The sequence below is a fragment of the Marinitoga aeolica genome (assembly GCF_029910535.1).
GTDB lineage: Bacteria > Thermotogota > Thermotogae > Petrotogales > Petrotogaceae > Marinitoga > Marinitoga aeolica.
Genome location: NZ_CP069362.1, coordinates 1,026,954 through 1,046,591 on the forward strand (window position 1 = coordinate 1,026,954; position 19,638 = coordinate 1,046,591).

The following is a 19,638-nucleotide window of genomic DNA, read 5'->3' on the forward strand; positions in this document are numbered from 1 at the left end:
TTTTAGTCAAAACATTCCCTCCAAATATTCAAGGTTTTCCTTTGCTTCTTTATTATCAGGATTAGCTTCTAAAGATTTTTTTAATAATTCTATAGCTTCTTTCTCAAAACCATTTTCCGCTAATATAACTGCAGCATTATTTAATGCTTTTGATTTAATTTCTTCATTGCTTTCTGCTGCTTTCATATAATAATGAAAAGCATAAAATATATTTCCCTTTTCATCCAATTCTAATGCCTTTTTAAATAAATTATCTGAATTAAAAAATACATTTAAACCACGTCCTAATGTTTTCATTTAACCAACTCCTGTATTTCTTTTGCAATTTTTCTTATATCTAATGCCGCTCTTGATTTTGGCGCATATTTTTTTATTGGTATTCCATGACTTGATGACTCTATAAGCTTTACATCATTTCTAAGTGGAGTTAATACCTTTTTTTCTCCAAAAATTCTCTTTAACTCATTTATTATTTCCTTTGAAATTTTTGTCCTTTTATCAACCATTGTCGGAATTACACCAAGAAATTTTAAATCTGGATTTTCAGTATTTACTTTATAATAGATTTCCATCATTTGAGATAGTCCTACTAAAGACAGGAAATCACTTTTTACTGGTATTAATAAATAATCAGAAGCGTTTAACGCATTAATCGTCAATAATCCTAAACTTGGAGGTGTATCTATAAAAATATAATCGTATTTATTATGAAAATCTATTAATATATCCTTTAAAACAAAATTTCTTCCTTCATATGATGCTAATTCAATTTCAAGTGCTGCTAAATTTTGGTTTGATGGAATAATATCTATATTATGAATATTTAAAGTTTTATTTTGATATTTCCCTGTATTTAAATAATCCACTATCATCTCATATATTCCATACTTCACATCAAAAGGATTTATGCCTGCATAAACAGTTGAATGTGCTTGAGAATCAAAATCTATTAATAATGTTTTTTTATTCATAACATTGGCTAAATTATATGCAAGTGTTGTTTTCCCACTACCACCTTTTCTATTAGCGAAAACAATAACTTCAGCCATTATATCACCAATCCTGATGGTCTAAGAATCAATACTATATCTCCATTTCCTAAAATTGTTGAACCATATATAAATTTATGTTTTAAATATTCTGGTAATGGTTTAACCAAAAATTCATTCTCTTCTATCAATTCATCTATTAATATAGCTGCATTACCATTATCAATTATAACCATCGGTAATAAATCATATTTATATTCTCTACTTATTATCTCTTCATATGAATATTCCTTATTCTCTAAAATACCCTTTAAATCAAAAACGGGAATAATTTCATCATTATATTCAACAAATATCTGATTAGAATAGTTATGTATTTTATCTTTTTTTACCTTAATAATCTTCTCTACCTCTTCAAATGGAAAGATATATTTATTTTCTTCAATATAAAACATGATGCCCTCTACATTCATTAATGAATTAGGAATTTTTAATGTGATTTTTGTTCCCTGTCCTTTTTTAGTTTCGATAAAAATCTTTCCATTCAATTTTTCTATGTTATTTTTTACCACATCCATTCCTACTCCGCGCCCAGAGATTTCTGTAACCTCTTCTGCAGTGCTAAATCCCGGTTCAAAAATATAATTAATAATTTCTTCATCTGATTTTTCCGTATTAAGCCCTAATTCTTTTGCTTTCTTTCTAATTTTTTCTGAATCAATACCACGTCCATCGTCAATAACTTCAATATACACATAACCACTTTCATAATACACATTTGTTTTTATTAATCCTTCTTCATTTTTACCAAGCTTTTTTCTTTCCTCAATAGTTTCTATTCCATGGTCAATTGCATTTCTAATTAAATGAGTTAGCGGATCAGATAAGTTTTCCAATAAAATTCTATCCAATTCTATATTTTCACCTGAGATTTCATATGATATTTTTTTATTTTTTTCTTTAGCTAACTCCCTTATTAATCTTTTATATCTATATAATAATTCCTTTATAGGCACCATTTTCAAACTTAAAATCTGCTCCTGAAGATTAACACTTATCTTGTCTAAATTTGAAAAAATCATGGAATATTCTTTATATAATACCGGAGATATCTTATATAATTCTTTTAACAAAAATGATGAAGTATTTTTTATAGTTATTAATTCACCTACTAAATTCATTATGTTATTAATCTTTTTGATATCTACTCTAATTGTATCTGAAAATTCTATACTAACATCTTCAACCTTTTCATCTTTCTTATTATATAAAATTTTATCAAATTCATCAATGGTTTTTTTAATGCTATTTTTATTCTTTTGTTGAATATATTTTATTATTTCTTCAAACTTGTGAATTAGTTTCTTATTGTCTATTTTCATTAGAATATTCATAATAGGCTTTTTCATTCTTTCTATTTGAAGCATATCATATTCTTCTGCATTTATTAAATATTCAAAAAATTGTTCTTTTAAATTTATTAATAATTTCAATTTCGTTTCTATTAAACTCGTTTCTTTATCCTTTTTTATTTTTATATTTTCAATATTTTTCATAAAATCTGAAATATCTATACTTACACTTTCATCCTCAAATGATTTTCTTATTTTTTTTATCAGGTCTAATCCCTCATATAACATATCGATTTTTTTTTCGTCCATCTTTTCTCCAAGAGTTAATGTCAAATCCTCCAATTTATGTGAAATATTTTCTAAAGCTTTTATCTTTTCAATATATCTATCGGGTATTTCCATAGATAATAATAGCCTTGATATTCCCTTCAGGCTATGAAATCCTCGCATTATTGAATTAGTTAATTTAAAATTTCTCGTTTTTTCAAAATCAACCAAATTCATTTCAATTAAATTGATGTTTTCTTCCACTTCTTCATGGAAATCGGTTAATATACCTTCTATAAACTTTTTATCAAAATTCATTTTAATCCTCTCCAAGCGCTATGTTTACACTTTCTATTAATGATTCTGGGTCTGATGGTTTTACTATATAAAAATTGGCTCCTACTTCAAACCCTTTCATTTTATTTGTAGATTTATCTAACGTCGTTACAATAATTATTGGTATGTCTTTATAATTTTCATCTTCTCTAATCTTTTTTATCATTGTATAACCATCGAGATTTGGCATATTTAAATCCGTTAATATAAGATCTATATCTCCTTCTCTATATAATATATCTAAAGCCTTTGCACCGTCTTCTGCTTCAAGTACCTCATATCCTGCCGCTTTTAAAATACTGGCATGATAACTTCTTGTCATCTTAGAATCATCTATTACAAGAATTTTATACATTATTTGCCCCTCCTTCAGACGGTTTTTGATATAATATGAAATCGTTTGCCTTTACAATCCTGAAAGCATTTGTTATTCTGTTTATAGATTCAGAATGACCTAAAAATATATAGCCCCCTTCATTTAAAATCGTATAAAATTTAGTTACAATCTTTTTTCTAATTTCATCTGAAAAATATATAAACACATTTCTGCAAAAGATAAAATCATAATCATCATCTAATTTTTCATATGTTTCATCTTCAATTAAATTAAGATTATATATATTTACTTTATCTTTCACTATATCCTTTACTTTATAATTATTTCCTTCTTTTTCAAAATATTTTGCTAAATATTCTTTAGGTACATCTCTAATAGAATAATCACTATATACTGCACTTCTTGCCTTTAATACCATTATTGGATCAATATCCAGAGCATCTATTTTATAATCAAAACCATAATCAAGCATTTCCTTTAAAATTATAGATAATGTATAAGGTTCTTCACCAGAGGCACTACCAGCAGATAACACTTTAATATATTTATTACTTTTCCTTTTAATTACATCATTTAATGCATATTCTGCAAAAACTTTTAATTGAGGAAATTCTCTAAAAAAATACGTCTCATTTATTGTTATTTCGCTTATTAGTTTTTTTAACTCCATCTCAGAGTATTCGCTTTTTACTAAAAAATTGTAATATGTTTCAGGATTATCTAATGCGAGTTTTTTTATCCTTTTAATAACCCTGTTTTTAAAAAAATACATCCTTTTCTCTTCAATATATATTCCTGTTTTTTCATATATATAATCTCTTATTTTATTATAATTTATTGTATCTACCATTCTTTCATCTCCAAAAAAACATCATCAATAATTGCTCTAACTTCTTCAGAAAATTTTTCTTTAACTTCTTGAAGATCCTCTTTTAGAGACGTTAATTTTCTTTCATTTACTATTTCAACTGCTGCCATTATTCCTTCATCATTTAAATATTTTATATTTTCTTTCAATATATCCTCAATTTCATCTTCAAACAAATTGTTTAAAACAATCAAAATATCGTATTTATATGTATCAAAATCCTCTGACTTCAAAATATCTATCAATATTTCCCCTAATTTATTTTTTAATTTTTGATATATTTTTATATTTTTATAATTCCTGAAAATATATTCCAGAAAATCATTTATAATCATTTTTTTATGTTTATTGTTAGCAAAAAAATCTATGCATTCAAAAACATTTTTTCTGCTGAATATATATTTAGAATATGGTATAATCAGATATGGTTTATTTAATTTTTTTATTTTTTCATCTATTATTTTATCTGTTTTTTCATTACCTATTAAAGACAGAGTTTCAAGTATAGTGGTAATTAAAAATGGATTTTTTGCTGTTTTTAATTTTTCTGATATCTCTTCAGCATATTCATTCGCTCCTAATAATCCCAAATACTCTATTGCTGCAATTTGATTATTTATATCTGGATCGTTCAAACATTTAGCTATATATTTAATTGCTTCTTTTTCTTTTGTCCTATAAAGTCCATCTAATGCATATTTTCTAATATCTTTATCTTCACTTTCAATTAATTTTCCTAATACCTTAATTTTTTTTGATATACTTAAAAGGGATAATGCAAATTCTTTTAATAATAATTTTTCATCACTTAATAAATTCAAAAATAATTCATCTGGAATATTCTCTAAATTTAACTGCTTTAAAGTATTGATTATGGCTTCTTGAACTATTATATTATTTTCGTATTTTAACATTTTAAATAAATCTTTCGCATATTTGTTCTTTTGCTCTTCAGCAATTATCTCAAGTGCTTTTAAAAGCTCTTTTTCATTAGAAGAATATAACATTTTTTTTATATTCATCATAATCTCTCCTTTACTCTAAACCTCATTGAAATTATACCACATTTTAACACCAACTCTAAAATATCTTTAATTCTATATTACTTTAATAATATAATTTACATTTATTATTTTCGTTTTTATGCTATAATTATAATAATAGATATTTTTAGAGGTGTTAAATATGAAAGAAAATTTAATACAGCAGGGAATTAAAAAAGCTGAACATATTTTAAAAGAATTAACTGGACTTGATATAAAAATGAGCTCTAATCCTCCTAAAAAAATAAAATTAAGAGAAAATATAAATAAAAATTTTTATATTATGTTTAAATCTGCAAAAAACGCAAATAAAATATGGGATTTTTACTTTACACTATTATCTTCTGATTTTCTAAAATTTTTGGGGTTAATAGAACAATTTAAAAACATAGAAAATATTCAACCAGAGGATGTATTGGATTCTTTTTTAGAAATAGGTAATATTATTTGTGGAAATGTTATTAGCGTAATTGCAAAAAATGAAAAAAATTTAATTTTTACACCTCCAATAATATATAAATTCTCAGAAGTCGAAGATAAAATTATAACTGGTATTACAATCAAATTCGAAGTAGAAACATTAAATATTTCAGGATATCTTTTATTTGCATATAGCGAGGGGATTAATGATGGAAATTGATATTAATAATTTAAACACTCCCATTGCTATAATTGATATTGATGGAAACATTCTTAATAGCAATTTTTCTTTTGACGTTTTTTTTAAAGAAAAAAATTTGTTTAACTTAATTAATCCACTTTTTCATTCTATGCTAAAAAGTATTTTGAAGAATCATTCTACATTTTATTCATCTGAAAGAAAAAATAAAAAAATCTTTAAAAATAAAAACTATTTTATTTTAAATCTTCATCCTTTAAATGAAAAAGAATATATAATGGAGTTATATCCAAAATCAAAAGAATATATATCTGAAATAAGCATTAATACCAAACTTAAATATCTTTATTCACTAACAGATTTCTATAATAAAAGTCTATCTTTTTTATTTTCAATTCAATATTTAAATAAAGATGAAATTGAAGAAAATTTTATTAAATTAATTCAACATAATGATTTTATTTTATTTATTTCAAAAGAGAAGGAAAGCCCCTATTATTTTGAATTTTTTGAAAATACTTATTATTACAAATTAAAAAAAGATATCCCTTTAAATATTATTCCTCTTATTAACAATTCTATTGAAATATTATCAAAACATTCTGAAAGTATTTTTAATATATTTTCTAAAAGAGAAGGAACAAAGGTATTCGATTATCTTGAAATCGCAAATAATTTAATCGTTGGTATGTTTCATGAAATAAATAACCCTCTATCTATTGTTTTAATGAAATCGGAAATGTTAAGTAATTTAATAGATGAAAAATATCAAGGATATGTTAAAAGTATTATTGATAATGTATATAGAATAATTGAAATTACAGGGTTATTTAAAGCTTTAGTAAAAGGTGAAATTTCACAAACAAAAATCGATTTAATAGAAATTATAAAAAATGTTGTGAAATTTATGCGTTTTAAAGCACCTTCGAATATAAAAATAAATTTAAGTTCTAATTCCTGGGAACCACACTATATTAAAGGTAACAAACAAGAATTAATGATCGTCTTTTCAAATTTAATAGAAAATGCTATTGAAGCTATTAACTCCACCAAAAAAACAGGATTTATTAACATTTCAATTAATGAACTCCCAACCTTTTATACTGTAATTATTGAAGATAACGGAGAAGGTATCCCTAAAGAAAATATTAAGAAAATTTTTGAACCATTTTTTACCACAAAATCAAAACATGGTATGGGATATGGTCTCTTTTTCGTATATAATATATGTCTAAAGCATAAAATTGAAATTAATGTTGATAGTAAAGTAAATAAAGGAACCAAATTTATATTAAAAATTTCTAAAATAAAGGGGGATTAAAAATGGCCTGGAAAGTATTAATAGTTGATGATGAACCTGGCATTAGAGAAGTTTTAAAGGATTATATTGAAATGAATTTTGAACACACAAAAATTGAAACTGCAGAAAATGCAGATACTGCTTTAAAAAAAGTAACCGAAGACCAATACCATATTATTTTATTAGATATAGTAATGCCTGGACTTGATGCTTTTGAATTCTTAAGAAGGGTTAAAGATTTAAATTCACTCATACAGGTTATTATGATTACAGGAAACTCCACAATGGAAAGAGTTCTTGAATCTATAGAAGCAGGCGCTGATGATTATTTATTAAAACCTTTTTCCACAAAAGAAATTGAAGAAATATTAAAATGTTCATTTGCTAGAATAGAACGTTGGAGAAATGCCTTTAGAAATTCATTTTAGACGAAACCTTAAAAAGGTTTCGTCTAATTTATTTTTTTGATTCTAAATAATTAATGAATATGTCTACAATCATTGGATCAAATTGTGTTCCACTATTTTCTTTAATTCTTTTTATTGCTTCTTTCTTCAATAATGTTGTTCTATATGCCTTTTTTGTAATCATTTCTGCATAAGCATCAGCAACAGCTATTATTTTAGATTCTAAAGGTATTTCTTTACATTTTAGTCCTTCTGGATAACCTTTGCCATCACATCTTTCATGATGATATTTGACAATTTTAGCTAATTCTTTATCTCCCAAATATTTTAAAATAATATTATAGCCCAATAAAGTATGTTTTTTTATATTCTCATATTCCTCCAAAGTTAAAGCTGAACTTTTAACTAAAATATTTTGTGGTATTCCAATTTTACCTATATCATGTAATATTGCTGCCCAATATAGTTTTTCTAATTGTTTTTCATCAAATCCCATTTCTTTTCCTATTAATGTCGCATAATATGCAGTTTTTTCAGAATGATTTAATTTATATGCAGTATTTTTATCAAATAAATTAATAAATGCTTTAATTAAATTTTTTGAAAACAATTTCTCTTTATTTAATCTGTCTTTCAATTCAATTAATGAATACAGTATATTTTCATATTTAGAAGATAAATCATATTTATCAACAAGATATTCTCTGTTTTTTTCATTTAATTTTATAAATATATAATATGATGAAACTACTTTAATTTGATAAAAATCTCCTTCTATTTCTGAAAAAGTTATTATATTCATATTTTTTTCCTTAAACTCTCTTTTAATTTTAAGCTTTTCTACCATTAAATTTTCATATCCTATACTATCTTTAATAATTATCTTATTATCCATTCTTTTAGCAAAAATCGCTTTTTCAAAAAAAGGTATGATTTTTGCACAAATTCTTAAAGATTCTTTAATTAAATATTTTTCATCATCAGATGAAATTAACAATTGAGACAATTGATGAATAGAATCAATAAATATTTTATACTTATTATGCATTTCTTCATTAAGTTTTTGGTATTCATAATTTTTGAATTTTAATTCTTTATTCAATTCATTTATTTTATCCTTTTCTATTTTATTTTTTAAAAATATTTTTGCTAAATTTCCAAATAATTTCAATATATTTATTGAATCTTCAGAAAAAGTTTTATTGCTATTAGCATCTATATCAAGTGCAAATCCCATCCATATTTTCTCTGTTATTTTCAGATGGTATGCTATTGTTTGTTTGATAGGCGTTGACGCTTTTTTTATTATCCTATACGAATATTCAGACATATTCTCCTTTGTTTTTTCTAATATATTTCCATCCACAAAAATTAATCCCTCTTTTAAATTTTTTCTATTAATATAAAACGTCATATTACATAATAAATTTTTATTATGTCCTACAGTTGCCAACCATATCCACGAATTCTTTTCTGGTATAATCATTATTAAAGAGCCATAATCTGCTTCAGGAATTGTTTTTATTGCTAATTCCAATAATTTTTCATAATATTCATCCATATTTTGTGTTTCATCAAAAATTGTTTCCAGCATTTCAATGAGTTTAGTAAAATTATTTACAACATTACGGCTTAATTCAATATTCATATTATCACTCCATGTAAATATTTTTTATTTCTCTATATTTAGCTGCTTTCAAAATTTCTTTTACTTTTTCAACCATATTTTTATCTTCATTGCTTAAATCTTCATTGTTTTCTATTTTAATTAATATTCTATCTAAATCATTATAACTAATACCCATTGCATATTCATCTGTTATTCCAGGAATTAAATCAGGTGAAGGTGATTTATTTATTATCTTTTCCGGTATTTTTAACTCTTTTGCTAATTCAAACACTTGTGTTTTATACAAATGCATTATAGGTTCTATATCTACAGAATCATCTCCATATTTTACATAAAATCCTGTTTTTAATTCTGTTTTATTTGTGGTCCCAACAACTGCATAATTTATTTGTTCTGCATAAAAATATAATAATACCATCCTTATTCTATGCTTTATCCTATAATATGCTAAACCTTTTAAAAAATCTTTATCTCCTTGATTTTTTAAATCGTTTATATAATTTCTTTTTTCGAATTCTTTTTTAACATAATTTTCCTGAATCTTTCTTGGTATAAAAAACGTGGGTGGTTCTAAATTATATACACCTATTTTTCTTAAAATTGGAGATATTTTTACAATTTTATAATCAATCCCCAAAAAATCACATACCAATTTAGCATCTTCAATTGTTTCTGGTGATGAATCCCTTTCTGGTAATATTAACCCCTTTACGTTTTCTTTTCCAAGTGCTTCCACACATAATTTTCCAACCACAGCAGAATCTATTCCACCACTTATTCCTATCATAGCTCCGTTATATTCATACTCTTTTATCTTTTCTTCTATAAACGATTCTATTTTTTTAATCATAATATCGCCCCCATATTATTATAACTCATGTTACAAAAAAAATACATAATATCCATTATATATGCTATAATTAATATATAAATAAAAAGAAGGTGAAACTATGGGTATGCTTGATGTAGTCGGTCCTGTTATGGTTGGTCCTTCAAGTTCTCATACGCTTGGAGCATTAAAAATTGCCAGATTTGCATATAAACTCATTGAAGGCATTCCAGATGAAGTGGAATTTTATTTACACGGTTCTTTTGCAAAAACTTATTTAGGACATGGAACTGATAGAGCTTTAATTGCCGGCGTTTTAGGATTACGAGAATATGATTATGATATTAAAAACGCATATGAATTAGCAAAAAAAAATAATCTTAAATATACGTTTATAAAATCTGATCTTGGTGATGTTCATCCAAATACTGTTCTCATTAGATTAAAGAAAGAAGATAAAATAAACGAAATACAGGGTGCTTCTATTGGTGGCGGTGCAATAAAAATCACTAAAATAAATGGTGTAGATTGTGATTTATCTGGAGACTATAATACTCTGATTATAGTCAATAAGGATATAAAAGGAGCTTTAGAAAATATTCTAAGTATTATCCATGTCAATGTTGCAAATCTCTATTTAAAAAGAACAAATATACTAGAAGGTCGAGCCCTAACAATTTTAGAATTAGATGAAAAACCTTCTAATTTAAACGAATTAGAAAAATTAGAATGTGTAATTAAATATTTTTATGTTGGAAGTGATAATTAATGACATTTAAACATCTCTTAGATATGTGGAAAGAAACAAATATTCCTTTTGAAGAAATTATATTAACTGAAGAAATGGTTGAAACAGGTATGGATCCAACTATTATTAGAAATAATATGAAAAAATTGGTTGAAGTAATGCTTACAGAAGCTGAAAAAAATTACGGAAAAAAACACGATAGTTTAACTGGTTTAACCGGAAACAATGCACCAAAATTACTAAATCACTCTCCGAAATTATTAAGTGAATTCAATTATGTTGCAACTGTAACTGCGATATCTACAGCAGAAAATAATGCTGCAATGGGTAGAATTGTCGCATGCCCGACTGCAGGTGCCTGTGGCGTTGTACCGGCAATACTATACGCATTAAAAACTATTCATAATGCTTCTTTTAATGATTTAGTTTCATCATTTATAATTGCTGGTGCAATTGGAAATATTGTTGCAAAAAAAGCTACTATATCTGGAGCAGCTGGAGGGTGTCAGGCAGAAATTGGAACAGCTGCTGCTATGGCCTCTGCTGCATTAACATATTATTTTTCAAAAGATGCTGAGAAATGTGGTCATGCTGCATCTTTAGCATTAAAATCATTAATGGGACTTGTTTGTGATCCAGTTGGGGGATTTGTTGAGGTACCATGTGTAAAAAGAAATGCATCTGCTGCAAATGTTGCTATTACCACAGCAGAAATGGCTTTAGCTGGTATTGAAAGTGTAATTCCGTTTGATGAAGTTGTTGATGCTATGTATAGAGTTGGAAAAATGATGCATGAGGATTTAAGAGAAACCGGAAATGGTGGAATCGCAGCTACACCAACTGCTAAAAAATTAGTTGAAGATATTAGAAAGAGCTGGAAATAAAATTTTAATCGATTTATATTTTATTATATATATTTCCTTATTAATTCTATAACATATTATGTTATAATTAATTATAGAGCATTGAAAAAATTAATAGGTGATGGAGCTCACCATAATTTCTCATTAGAGATGATAGCCCCTATAATGGTAGTATTTTTTACTATCAATATAGGGGTTTATTTTTATAAGGAGGTAGAAAAAATGAGAGCTATTATTAAAAATGTTTCTGCTATGGAAATTTTAGATTCAAGAGGTAATCCTACTGTTGAAGTAGAAGTAACTTTAGAAGATGGAACTATTGGAGTTGCTGGGGTTCCTTCAGGCGCATCTACAGGTGTTCATGAAGCGGTAGAGTTACGTGATGGTGATAAAAAAAGATATAATGGAAAAGGTGTTTTAAAAGCTGTTAACAACGTCAATGAAAAAATTGCTCCAAAAATTATTGGATTAAGTTCATTTGATCAAGAAGATATTGACAATTTAATGATTGAGTTGGATGGTACTCCGAATAAAGCTAATTTAGGTGCTAATGCCATTTTAGGAGTTAGTCTTGCTATTGCAAGAGCATCTGCTAATTATTTAAAAATACCACTTTTCGAATATATTGGAGGAATCACTGCTAAAAGGTTACCTACTCCTATGTTTAATATATTAAATGGTGGTGTCCACGCGAATTGGCAAGGCCCTGATCTTCAGGAATTTATGATCTGTCCTGTAGGCGCTCCAAATTTTAGAGAAGCTTTAAGATGGGCTAGTGAAACTTATCATACTCTAAAATCTGTTTTAAAATCAAAAAAATATTCTGTAGGTGTTGGTGATGAAGGTGGATTTGCTCCTTCATTAAAATCTAATTCAGAAGCTCTTGAAGTTATAGTAGAAGCTATAGAAAAAGCGGGTTACAAACCTATGGAAGATATTGCAATTGCCATGGATCCGGCATCAAGTGAATTTTATGATTCAGATTCAAACTTATATATTTTAAAGTCAGAAGGAAAAAAGCTAACTGCTGAAGAAATGGTTGATATGTATGCTAAATGGATAGAAAAATATCCTATTATTTTAATTGAAGACGGACTTTCCGAAGACGATTGGGAAGGGTGGAAAATTCTAAATAAAAAACTTGGTAATAAAATCGAGCTGGTAGGTGATGATCTATTTGTTACTAATGTAAAAAGAATCGAGAAAGGTATTAAAGAAAATGTAGCCAATAGTGCTTTAATAAAATTAAATCAAATTGGAACTTTAACTGAAACTATTGCTGCAATAAAATTAGCATATAGTGCTGGTTGGGGGGCAATGGTATCTCATAGGAGTGGTGAAACTGTTGATAGTTTCATATCAGATTTTGTTGTGGGTATGGATACAGGGCATATTAAAACTGGTGCTCCTTGTAGAGGAGAAAGAATTGAAAAATATAATCAATTATTAAGAATTGAAAAGAAATTGGGAAAAAATGCTGAATATGCTGGAAGAAATGGTTTTGTAAGATGAGACCATAAAAAATTTTGTGTAAATAAAAAAATAGGGAGATTTGTTATCTCCCTATTTTTTAGATAAAATTTTTTTTGCATCTTCATAACCCATTTCTATTAATGTTTTGGAATAATCAGGTGAAAAATCTAATGGAAATGGAACAGAATCTGAAGGTCTAATAATTATTATATTCTTTTTTGTCTTTAAAATAGAATATATTACCCAATCTGTTGGTAAATCTATTACAGGATATACTGCTATAACCTCATCATAACCATATTTTTCTGCTAATAATGCTGGATATGTATTAGAAAATACTCCTCCATCAGTATATTTTTTCCCATCTATCTCAATAGCTCCAAATAAAGGATAACTTGCACTTGCAAATATAAAATCCACCATTTTTCCTTTCATTTCTTCTTTTCTTATAAAAACAGGTTTAAAATCTGTCATATTAAATGTCAATATTCCATAATCGTATTTTGATTTCAAAATTAAATCTTCAGATATAATTTTTTTCAAAAATGTGTATAACGGTGATGGATCAAAAACAAACGGTTTTAACTTGGGGTGATGATCTTTTATGTTTAAATCAAAAATATCATCATCATCAATACTTTTCCATAATTTCTCTACTTCATCTAATTTACCCATAACAAAACCCGCTCCATTTAATGCTCCTGCTGAAACTCCATAAATTCCATCTATTTCAACATTATTTTCAGTTATATATTTCAATACACCTATTTCATATGCTCCAGCCGCTCCACCGCCACCGAGCACTAACAATGTTTTTGAAAAAACTATAACATTTAATAATAGCAATAAAATTACTATAAATTTTTTTATACTCCCACATCCCATCAATTTTTTATTTCACTATTATTTCCACATTTTTCTTATCAAAAGCAATTGCAACTTTTATAATTTTCTCTATTCCATAACTTTTTATTTCTTCTTCATATCCTTTTTCTTCTATTTGTTTTATCCCTAATTCTGCACTGTTTTTTAAATCCCCTTCTTTTATGTAATGTTTTTTGAATTCAAATATTATTCCTGGTTCTGTTTTTTCTTTAGGTATTAATATTAAATTTGCTCTTCCATATCCCGCTTCTCTATTGCTTTTTACTATGTATTTTTTGCTTAGTCCCACTACCATTCCCAGTATTAATCCATGATAAAACCTTTCTGGTTCTTCTCCACTTACATCAAAATAACTTATTGTTCTTTCTACTATCTTTTTAAATGCTATTTTAAATTCTTCATAGTTTTCATGTATTAATTCCATTAATATGCTTTCATAATGTATTTTACTTTCTTTTATTATATCCACCACTGTTTTTTTGAAGAATTGTAATGTTTCTTTGTTTGTTATTTTAAGACTATATCTCGGTTCTCCTTCTTCGCCTGTATGTTTTGTCCAGGTTAAGTATCCTGTGAATAGAAATAATGTCCATATGCTTTCTTCTGTGCTTTTGTCTAAATCTCCATATACTAAATTTTCATCTATACTACTTTCTATTTCTTTTCCTTCTATTAATTCTTCTATTTTTGTTTTTACTTCTGCTGTACTTTCTCTTATTAGTTGTTTTATTAATGCATTTCCACTGCTATTTATCCAATAGTATTTTATTTCACCTTTATTTCTTGCCAGATTTATTATTGAATATGGATTGTATATTTCTAATCCTCCAAAATTATATCCATTATACCATTCTATTACTTTTTCTTTTTCATATTCTAATCCATAGTCCTTTAATGTTTTTTCTACTTCTTCCCATGTTAATCCAAATTTGTCATTGAATAATTCACTCAATACTGTTGATGCTTGAAGATTATTTACTCCTGTGAATATACTTTCTTTTGCCACTCTTGTTATTCCTGTTAATACCCCTTTTTCTAAATACTCATTGTCTTTTAATGCATTTCCTAATATATTTCCCATGAAGTTTATGAATTCATTATAATATCCATTTAAATATGATTGTTGTATTGGTGTATCATATTCGTCTATTAATAATATTACTTTTTGTTTGTAATATCGGTAGAGATATTCACTTAGATTTTTTAGGCTGTTTTCATATTTTACATTATCTGCAATACCTTTTGCTATTTCTATATAATCGTCTTTTTCAAATTCTTCCAATACATCTATTGATTCTTTGTGTTTTCTATATAAATCCGTTATTGTATATTTTACCGATTTTATCATATCTTCATAATTTTTTTGTTTTAAATCTTTAAACGTTATATATATAACAGGATATTTATTTAAATATTTTTCTATTATCTCTTTTTCATTCCAGATTTTTAGTCCTTCAAATAAATGTTTATTATCCTGATCGTTTCTAAAAAAATATTTCATCATGCTCATATTTAATGTTTTTCCAAACCTTCTTGGCCTGGTTATTAATATTACATCTCCACTTTCTATTATTTCTTTTATCAGCATACTTTTATCTATATAATACATATCGTCTTCTATTATACTTTTAAAATCACTCCGACCTATTGGTAGCCGTTTTAATTTCATCATTTCCACCTCCACCTCAATTATATCATAACAAAAAGGAGTTCTTACGAACTCCTTTTATCTTTCACTTTTTAAGAAATTTGGTAATAACATTAATGTGAACATCGATGCACTAATCATACCTACCCACATTATTATCGATAAATATGTATGGAAAGCAAATGGTGAAAAATTCAAAATTGATAATCCTAATGCCAATCCTATAGCATTAGCTAATATTGGTTTTTGTACAACATTAAATGTATCTTCTATTGGATTTTTACTCCTTGTCTTATAATATCTATATGTTCCTATCATATGAATTGCATAATCAACACCAACACCTATTGTAATATTAGCCATCAATGCACTTAGTATACTTAGCGGTATTTTAAATAATGCCATTACTCCAAATTCAACAATTAAAGCGCCTAATAATGGCAGTATTCCATAAAAAGAAATTTTTATACTTCTTATCATTATAAATATAGATATTAACACCAATATCAAACTAATAATAATACTTTTTATTTGACTATTTAAAACTGTAGTATTCATTTCATTAAATACATAAGGCATTCCAGATACTTTTATATCAGTAAACACATCTTCGTTCTTTAAATTGTATACAACTTTTTGTATTTTCTCTAATGTATCTTGATTATTATCTTTTGTGGTTATTATTCCTAAATAGCTCTTTCCTTTTATTAAATCAAATAATGGTATAGATGGATTATTTTTAACTGCATTTTTTATTATTAATACTTGAATAGGATTTGGATACGATTTGAAATTAAAAAATTCTTTTCCCATTACATCTAAAAATTGTTGTGGATAATTAAACATAGATATATTATCGCTCAGCGTATTTTCCAGTTTTTTCATTTCATCTAAATATGTTTTATCTAATGGATCCTTCTTTGTTTGAAAATCAACCATGACAGGTATATTAAAATCAAATACTGATGATAATTTCTCATAATCTTTTCTTACTTTAGTGAATTTTTTAAACATACTTATCTGATCAAATTTAATTGTAATTGATGGAATTAATAATGCAAATATCAAAATTAATATTATGTACGTATATACTCCCTTTCTATTCCAAAATTTTTTAACAAAGCTTGCATCAAACATATGTGCTTTTTTTCTTTTTAGTTCAACATCACCAGCAATAATTACAGGTAATATATATAATGTTGCTATGCCAGCAAAACCTATACCAAATGATGTCCATAAACCCATTTCTTTCATCATATTTGAATTAATAAATACCATGGAAATAAATCCTATTATTGTAGTAACTGTTGTCATTATCATTGCAATACCTGTACTTTTTAATGTTTCTACAGTTGCACTTTTTTTATCTAATCCTCTTTCTATATATTCTACATAATGAGTTAAAAAATGCATACCATCAGCACTACCCATGATAATTGTAAAAATTGGAACTAAAACACTTGCTAAACTCAATTCCCTTCCAGACCATCCCATTAATCCTAATGTCCATAATGCACCTAATCCTGCAGGTATAACAGAAAATAATGCTAGTTTCTTTGACCCTAATTGAAGAGAAAAGATTAATAACATTGTTAAAAATGCAAATGGTGGCAAAAATATAACTATACTCAACAGATAATCAAATAATTTTTTAGTAAAATATAACGTTCCACCGTTATAATGAGTAACGGCTTTTAATACTTCCTCAATTTTATCTATTACTTTAAAATCGTCAGTTTTTAAAGGAATTGTTAGTAAGGTATAATATTTCCCATCTTTTTCTTTAAAGAACTTATCTTTAAACATAGATATTTGAGAAATTTTATTTAAAAAATTCTCATTAATATCCTCAGGAGATTTTATATTATATCCAGGAAATGATTGAGGAAATAAACTGGAAATAAAATTTATTCCTTTTATACTCTCCAATTCTCTTTGCAATGACCATAATTTTCTATATAAATCTAAATCTTCTAATGGATTTTTATCTGTTTCTAACATCACCATAAGTTGATCTGATAAATCATACTTTTTTTCTATAATAGAATAACTATCTAAATATTCAGAACTACTTGGTAAAAAGGCTTTCATATCAACATTCAGTCTAATTTGAAATAATCCTATTAATGCGGTAATGTTAATTATTACTAATAATATCAATAGTTTTTTTCTGTTATTAAATACAAATTCTACATATCTTTCCATAACACCATCTCCTTATTCCTTTAATTTTTTTAAAGCTCCATATAAATATATATCTGCTATATAATCTGGATAAATTTCATAAAATTCATCATCAAATATTTTTCCTGAAATTTGAGTAGCAATATCTTTTAATAAAAAGTGTGAAAATATCATACCACTTAATGCTGGACCTATTATTTCATACTTAACATTACTATTAAATCCTTTAAATTCATCTAAAAATATTTTTCCTAATATGATTTTTTTCATTTTTTCTGTTCTATATTCTATTAAATCAATATCATCATCTGGAATTTGTGTCATTATGATTTTAAACATTTTCTCATTTTTTCTTAATGCTATTACTAAAGATTTAATTGCCATTCTGATTCTTTCTTCAAATTTTTTTTCTTCTACGTGTTCTTTGTTTAAATACTCTTCCATATAAGAAAAGAAAAGTTCCATTATCTCTTTTAATATACCTTTTTTAGAACCAAAATGATAATTTATCATAGACGGACTAACTTTTGCTTTCTTTGATATTTCTCTGACACCTGTTGCCTCAAAACCCTTTTTATAAAATAATTCTATAGAGGTATTTAATATCTTTTCTTTTAATGAATTAATAATTTCACCACCTTTCAAACGAACGTTCGATTTAATTATAACTTATGTTTTTTCTTTTTTTCAATCATACTCAATTCTTCTTCTATTTCTTCAATCTCAGGTAAAGAAGATTTATATTCTTTCGGTAAATCTTTTGTTATCTTATATTCAGTTACACCTATTGGTTTTGAGATATCTCGCAGAGAGTATTCAACTACTGTATTGTTTTTTGATTTACAAATAAGTAATCCTATGGTTGGATTATCCATTTCTGTTTTTAATATATTATCTACAGCAGAAACATAAAAATTCAATTTTCCAGCATATTCGGGTTTGAATTTTCCTGTTTTTAATTCAACAACTACATAGCTATGAAGCTTTACATGATAAAATAATAAATCTATATAGAATTCGTCTTCTCCTATTTCAAGTTTGTATTGTCTTCCTAAAAATGAAAATCCATTTCCGAGTTCGAGTAAGAATTTTGTTAGATGATTTAGCAAATCATCTTCAAGTTCTTTTTCGTTATAATCTTCTTTTATTGTAAGAAAATCAAAACAATATGGATCTTTTAACGTTTCTTTAGCAAGATCGGATTGAATAGCTGGTAATGTTGTTTCAAAATTTGTAATTGCTTTTCCTGTTCTTTCATACAAATTACTTTCTATTTGATGGGTCAAAACATTTCTTGACCATCCATTTTCTATGGTTTTCTTTACATAAAACAAAGCTTCTTCTGGAGCTTTGCATTTTGAAATTATCGTAAGATTATGTCCCCATGGAATTTGTGTAATTAGTTCAATAATTTGTAATTTTTTTTCAATTTCGAATCGGGCAACAACTTGTTGCCCAATTTCATTAACTTTATTCCAAAACAAATACCATTGTCGAATATACTTTAAATTTCTTAATGAAAAACCTTTTACATCAGGAAATTCTGACATCAAATCTTTACTTAACCTTTCAAGAAATTTTGTTCCCCATTTTTCTTCTTTCTGTTTTTCAACAATTTCTTTTCCAAGATCCCAATAAAAGTTAAGTAGTTCTGAATTAACTTTAACAGCTGCTTTAAGCTGTGCTTCTCTGAATTTTTTCTTTAAATCTTTTAACCAATTAGCATAATCATTATCTTTTAATAGATCGCTCATTTTTTTCATCCTCACTTATAATTAATTTCAAACGAACGTTCGATTTAATTATAACTCTTTTTTTTTACTTTGTCAACAAAAAAAGACCCTTTCGGGTCTTTCAGAC

Annotated in this window: 19 protein-coding genes and 1 riboswitch; of the genes, 6 read left to right on the plus strand and 13 right to left on the minus strand. The window is 26.1% G+C overall.

Features of this window, described 5'->3' with window-relative positions; translation table 11 throughout:
- Nucleotides 1–6: 6 nt before the first annotated feature.
- From JRV97_RS04735 to JRV97_RS04760, 6 genes are read right to left on the minus strand one after another with little or no spacing between them, the layout of a single operon-like run.
- Entirely contained in the window at nt 7–297 is a 291-nt protein-coding gene (locus JRV97_RS04735; protein ID WP_281000689.1) for a hypothetical protein, read from the minus strand.
- Complete coding sequence (locus JRV97_RS04740; protein WP_281000691.1) at nt 294–1,049, minus strand: ParA family protein; 756 nt, start codon at nt 1,047–1,049, stop codon at nt 294–296. Before JRV97_RS04740 ends, JRV97_RS04735 begins: the two co-directional genes overlap by 4 nt.
- Nucleotides 1,049–2,926, minus strand: coding sequence for a chemotaxis protein CheA (locus tag JRV97_RS04745; protein ID WP_281000693.1), 1,878 nt, complete (start codon nt 2,924–2,926; stop codon nt 1,049–1,051). Before JRV97_RS04745 ends, JRV97_RS04740 begins: the two co-directional genes overlap by 1 nt.
- Before the next feature lies 1 nt (nt 2,927).
- Nucleotides 2,928–3,299, minus strand: a complete 372-nt coding sequence (locus JRV97_RS04750; RefSeq protein ID WP_281000695.1) for a response regulator — start codon at nt 3,297–3,299, stop codon at nt 2,928–2,930.
- A complete protein-coding gene (locus tag JRV97_RS04755) occupies nt 3,292–4,131 on the minus strand; it encodes a CheR family methyltransferase (protein ID WP_281000697.1) in 840 nt (279 codons plus the stop codon). Before JRV97_RS04755 ends, JRV97_RS04750 begins: the two co-directional genes overlap by 8 nt.
- Nucleotides 4,125–5,171, minus strand: coding sequence for a HEAT repeat domain-containing protein (locus tag JRV97_RS04760; RefSeq protein ID WP_281000699.1), 1,047 nt, complete (start codon nt 5,169–5,171; stop codon nt 4,125–4,127). The genes JRV97_RS04755 and JRV97_RS04760 overlap by 7 nt, the downstream gene beginning before the upstream one ends.
- A 163-nt stretch (nt 5,172–5,334) precedes the next feature.
- On the opposite strand from JRV97_RS04760, the gene JRV97_RS04765 reads away from it, so the two are divergent.
- From JRV97_RS04765 to JRV97_RS04775, 3 genes are read left to right on the plus strand one after another with little or no spacing between them, the layout of a single operon-like run.
- Nucleotides 5,335–5,832 (plus strand): hypothetical protein, encoded by a 498-nt coding sequence (locus JRV97_RS04765; protein WP_281000701.1) that lies wholly within the window; start codon nt 5,335–5,337, stop codon nt 5,830–5,832.
- On the plus strand, nt 5,822–7,132 hold the full coding sequence (locus tag JRV97_RS04770; protein ID WP_281000704.1) for a PAS domain-containing sensor histidine kinase: 1,311 nt from the start codon (nt 5,822–5,824) through the stop codon (nt 7,130–7,132). The genes JRV97_RS04765 and JRV97_RS04770 overlap by 11 nt, the downstream gene beginning before the upstream one ends.
- Before the next feature lie 2 nt (nt 7,133–7,134).
- Nucleotides 7,135–7,539, plus strand: coding sequence for a response regulator transcription factor (locus JRV97_RS04775; protein WP_281000706.1), 405 nt, complete (start codon nt 7,135–7,137; stop codon nt 7,537–7,539).
- A gap of 28 nt (nt 7,540–7,567) precedes the next feature.
- Here JRV97_RS04775 and JRV97_RS04780 read toward each other — a convergent pair whose 3' ends face one another.
- Nucleotides 7,568–9,166 carry an HD-GYP domain-containing protein gene (locus JRV97_RS04780; RefSeq protein WP_281000708.1) on the minus strand — a complete coding sequence of 533 codons (1,599 nt, stop codon included), beginning with the start codon at nt 9,164–9,166 and terminating at the stop codon, nt 7,568–7,570.
- A 4-nt stretch (nt 9,167–9,170) separates the two neighbouring features.
- Nucleotides 9,171–9,998: an NAD(+) synthase gene (gene nadE, locus JRV97_RS04785; protein WP_281000710.1), complete on the minus strand. Its 828-nt coding sequence runs from the start codon at nt 9,996–9,998 to the stop codon at nt 9,171–9,173.
- Nucleotides 9,999–10,098: 100 nt separating this feature from the next.
- Here nadE and sdaAB point away from each other — a divergent pair, with 100 nt between their 5' ends.
- The 3 genes from sdaAB (at nt 10,099) to eno (ending at nt 13,100) form a co-directional block, all read left to right on the plus strand.
- Nucleotides 10,099–10,746 carry an L-serine ammonia-lyase, iron-sulfur-dependent subunit beta gene (sdaAB, locus tag JRV97_RS04790; protein WP_281000712.1) on the plus strand — a complete coding sequence of 216 codons (648 nt, stop codon included), beginning with the start codon at nt 10,099–10,101 and terminating at the stop codon, nt 10,744–10,746.
- Nucleotides 10,746–11,609: an L-serine ammonia-lyase, iron-sulfur-dependent, subunit alpha gene (sdaAA, locus tag JRV97_RS04795; protein ID WP_281000713.1), complete on the plus strand. Its 864-nt coding sequence runs from the start codon at nt 10,746–10,748 to the stop codon at nt 11,607–11,609. The genes sdaAB and sdaAA overlap by 1 nt, the downstream gene beginning before the upstream one ends.
- An 87-nt stretch (nt 11,610–11,696) precedes the next feature.
- Nucleotides 11,697–11,758, plus strand: a riboswitch (Fluoride riboswitch).
- Between the two features lie 52 nt (nt 11,759–11,810).
- Nucleotides 11,811–13,100, plus strand: coding sequence for a phosphopyruvate hydratase (gene eno, locus JRV97_RS04800; protein WP_281000715.1), 1,290 nt, complete (start codon nt 11,811–11,813; stop codon nt 13,098–13,100).
- Nucleotides 13,101–13,151: 51 nt separating this feature from the next.
- Here the strand turns inward: eno and JRV97_RS04805 are convergent, their stop codons facing one another.
- From JRV97_RS04805 to JRV97_RS04825, 5 genes are read right to left on the minus strand one after another with little or no spacing between them, the layout of a single operon-like run.
- A complete protein-coding gene (locus JRV97_RS04805) occupies nt 13,152–13,946 on the minus strand; it encodes a patatin-like phospholipase family protein (protein ID WP_281000717.1) in 795 nt (264 codons plus the stop codon).
- Nucleotides 13,947–13,953: 7 nt separating this feature from the next.
- Nucleotides 13,954–15,615 (minus strand): AAA family ATPase, encoded by a 1,662-nt coding sequence (locus JRV97_RS04810; RefSeq protein ID WP_281000719.1) that lies wholly within the window; start codon nt 15,613–15,615, stop codon nt 13,954–13,956.
- 57 nt (nt 15,616–15,672) lie between these two features.
- Nucleotides 15,673–17,799: an efflux RND transporter permease subunit gene (locus tag JRV97_RS04815; RefSeq protein ID WP_281000721.1), complete on the minus strand. Its 2,127-nt coding sequence runs from the start codon at nt 17,797–17,799 to the stop codon at nt 15,673–15,675.
- A 12-nt stretch (nt 17,800–17,811) separates the two neighbouring features.
- Nucleotides 17,812–18,423, minus strand: a complete 612-nt coding sequence (locus JRV97_RS04820; RefSeq protein ID WP_281000723.1) for a TetR/AcrR family transcriptional regulator — start codon at nt 18,421–18,423, stop codon at nt 17,812–17,814.
- 17 nt (nt 18,424–18,440) lie between these two features.
- Nucleotides 18,441–19,532: a PDDEXK nuclease domain-containing protein gene (locus JRV97_RS04825; RefSeq protein WP_281000725.1), complete on the minus strand. Its 1,092-nt coding sequence runs from the start codon at nt 19,530–19,532 to the stop codon at nt 18,441–18,443.
- Nucleotides 19,533–19,638 lie beyond the last annotated feature (106 nt).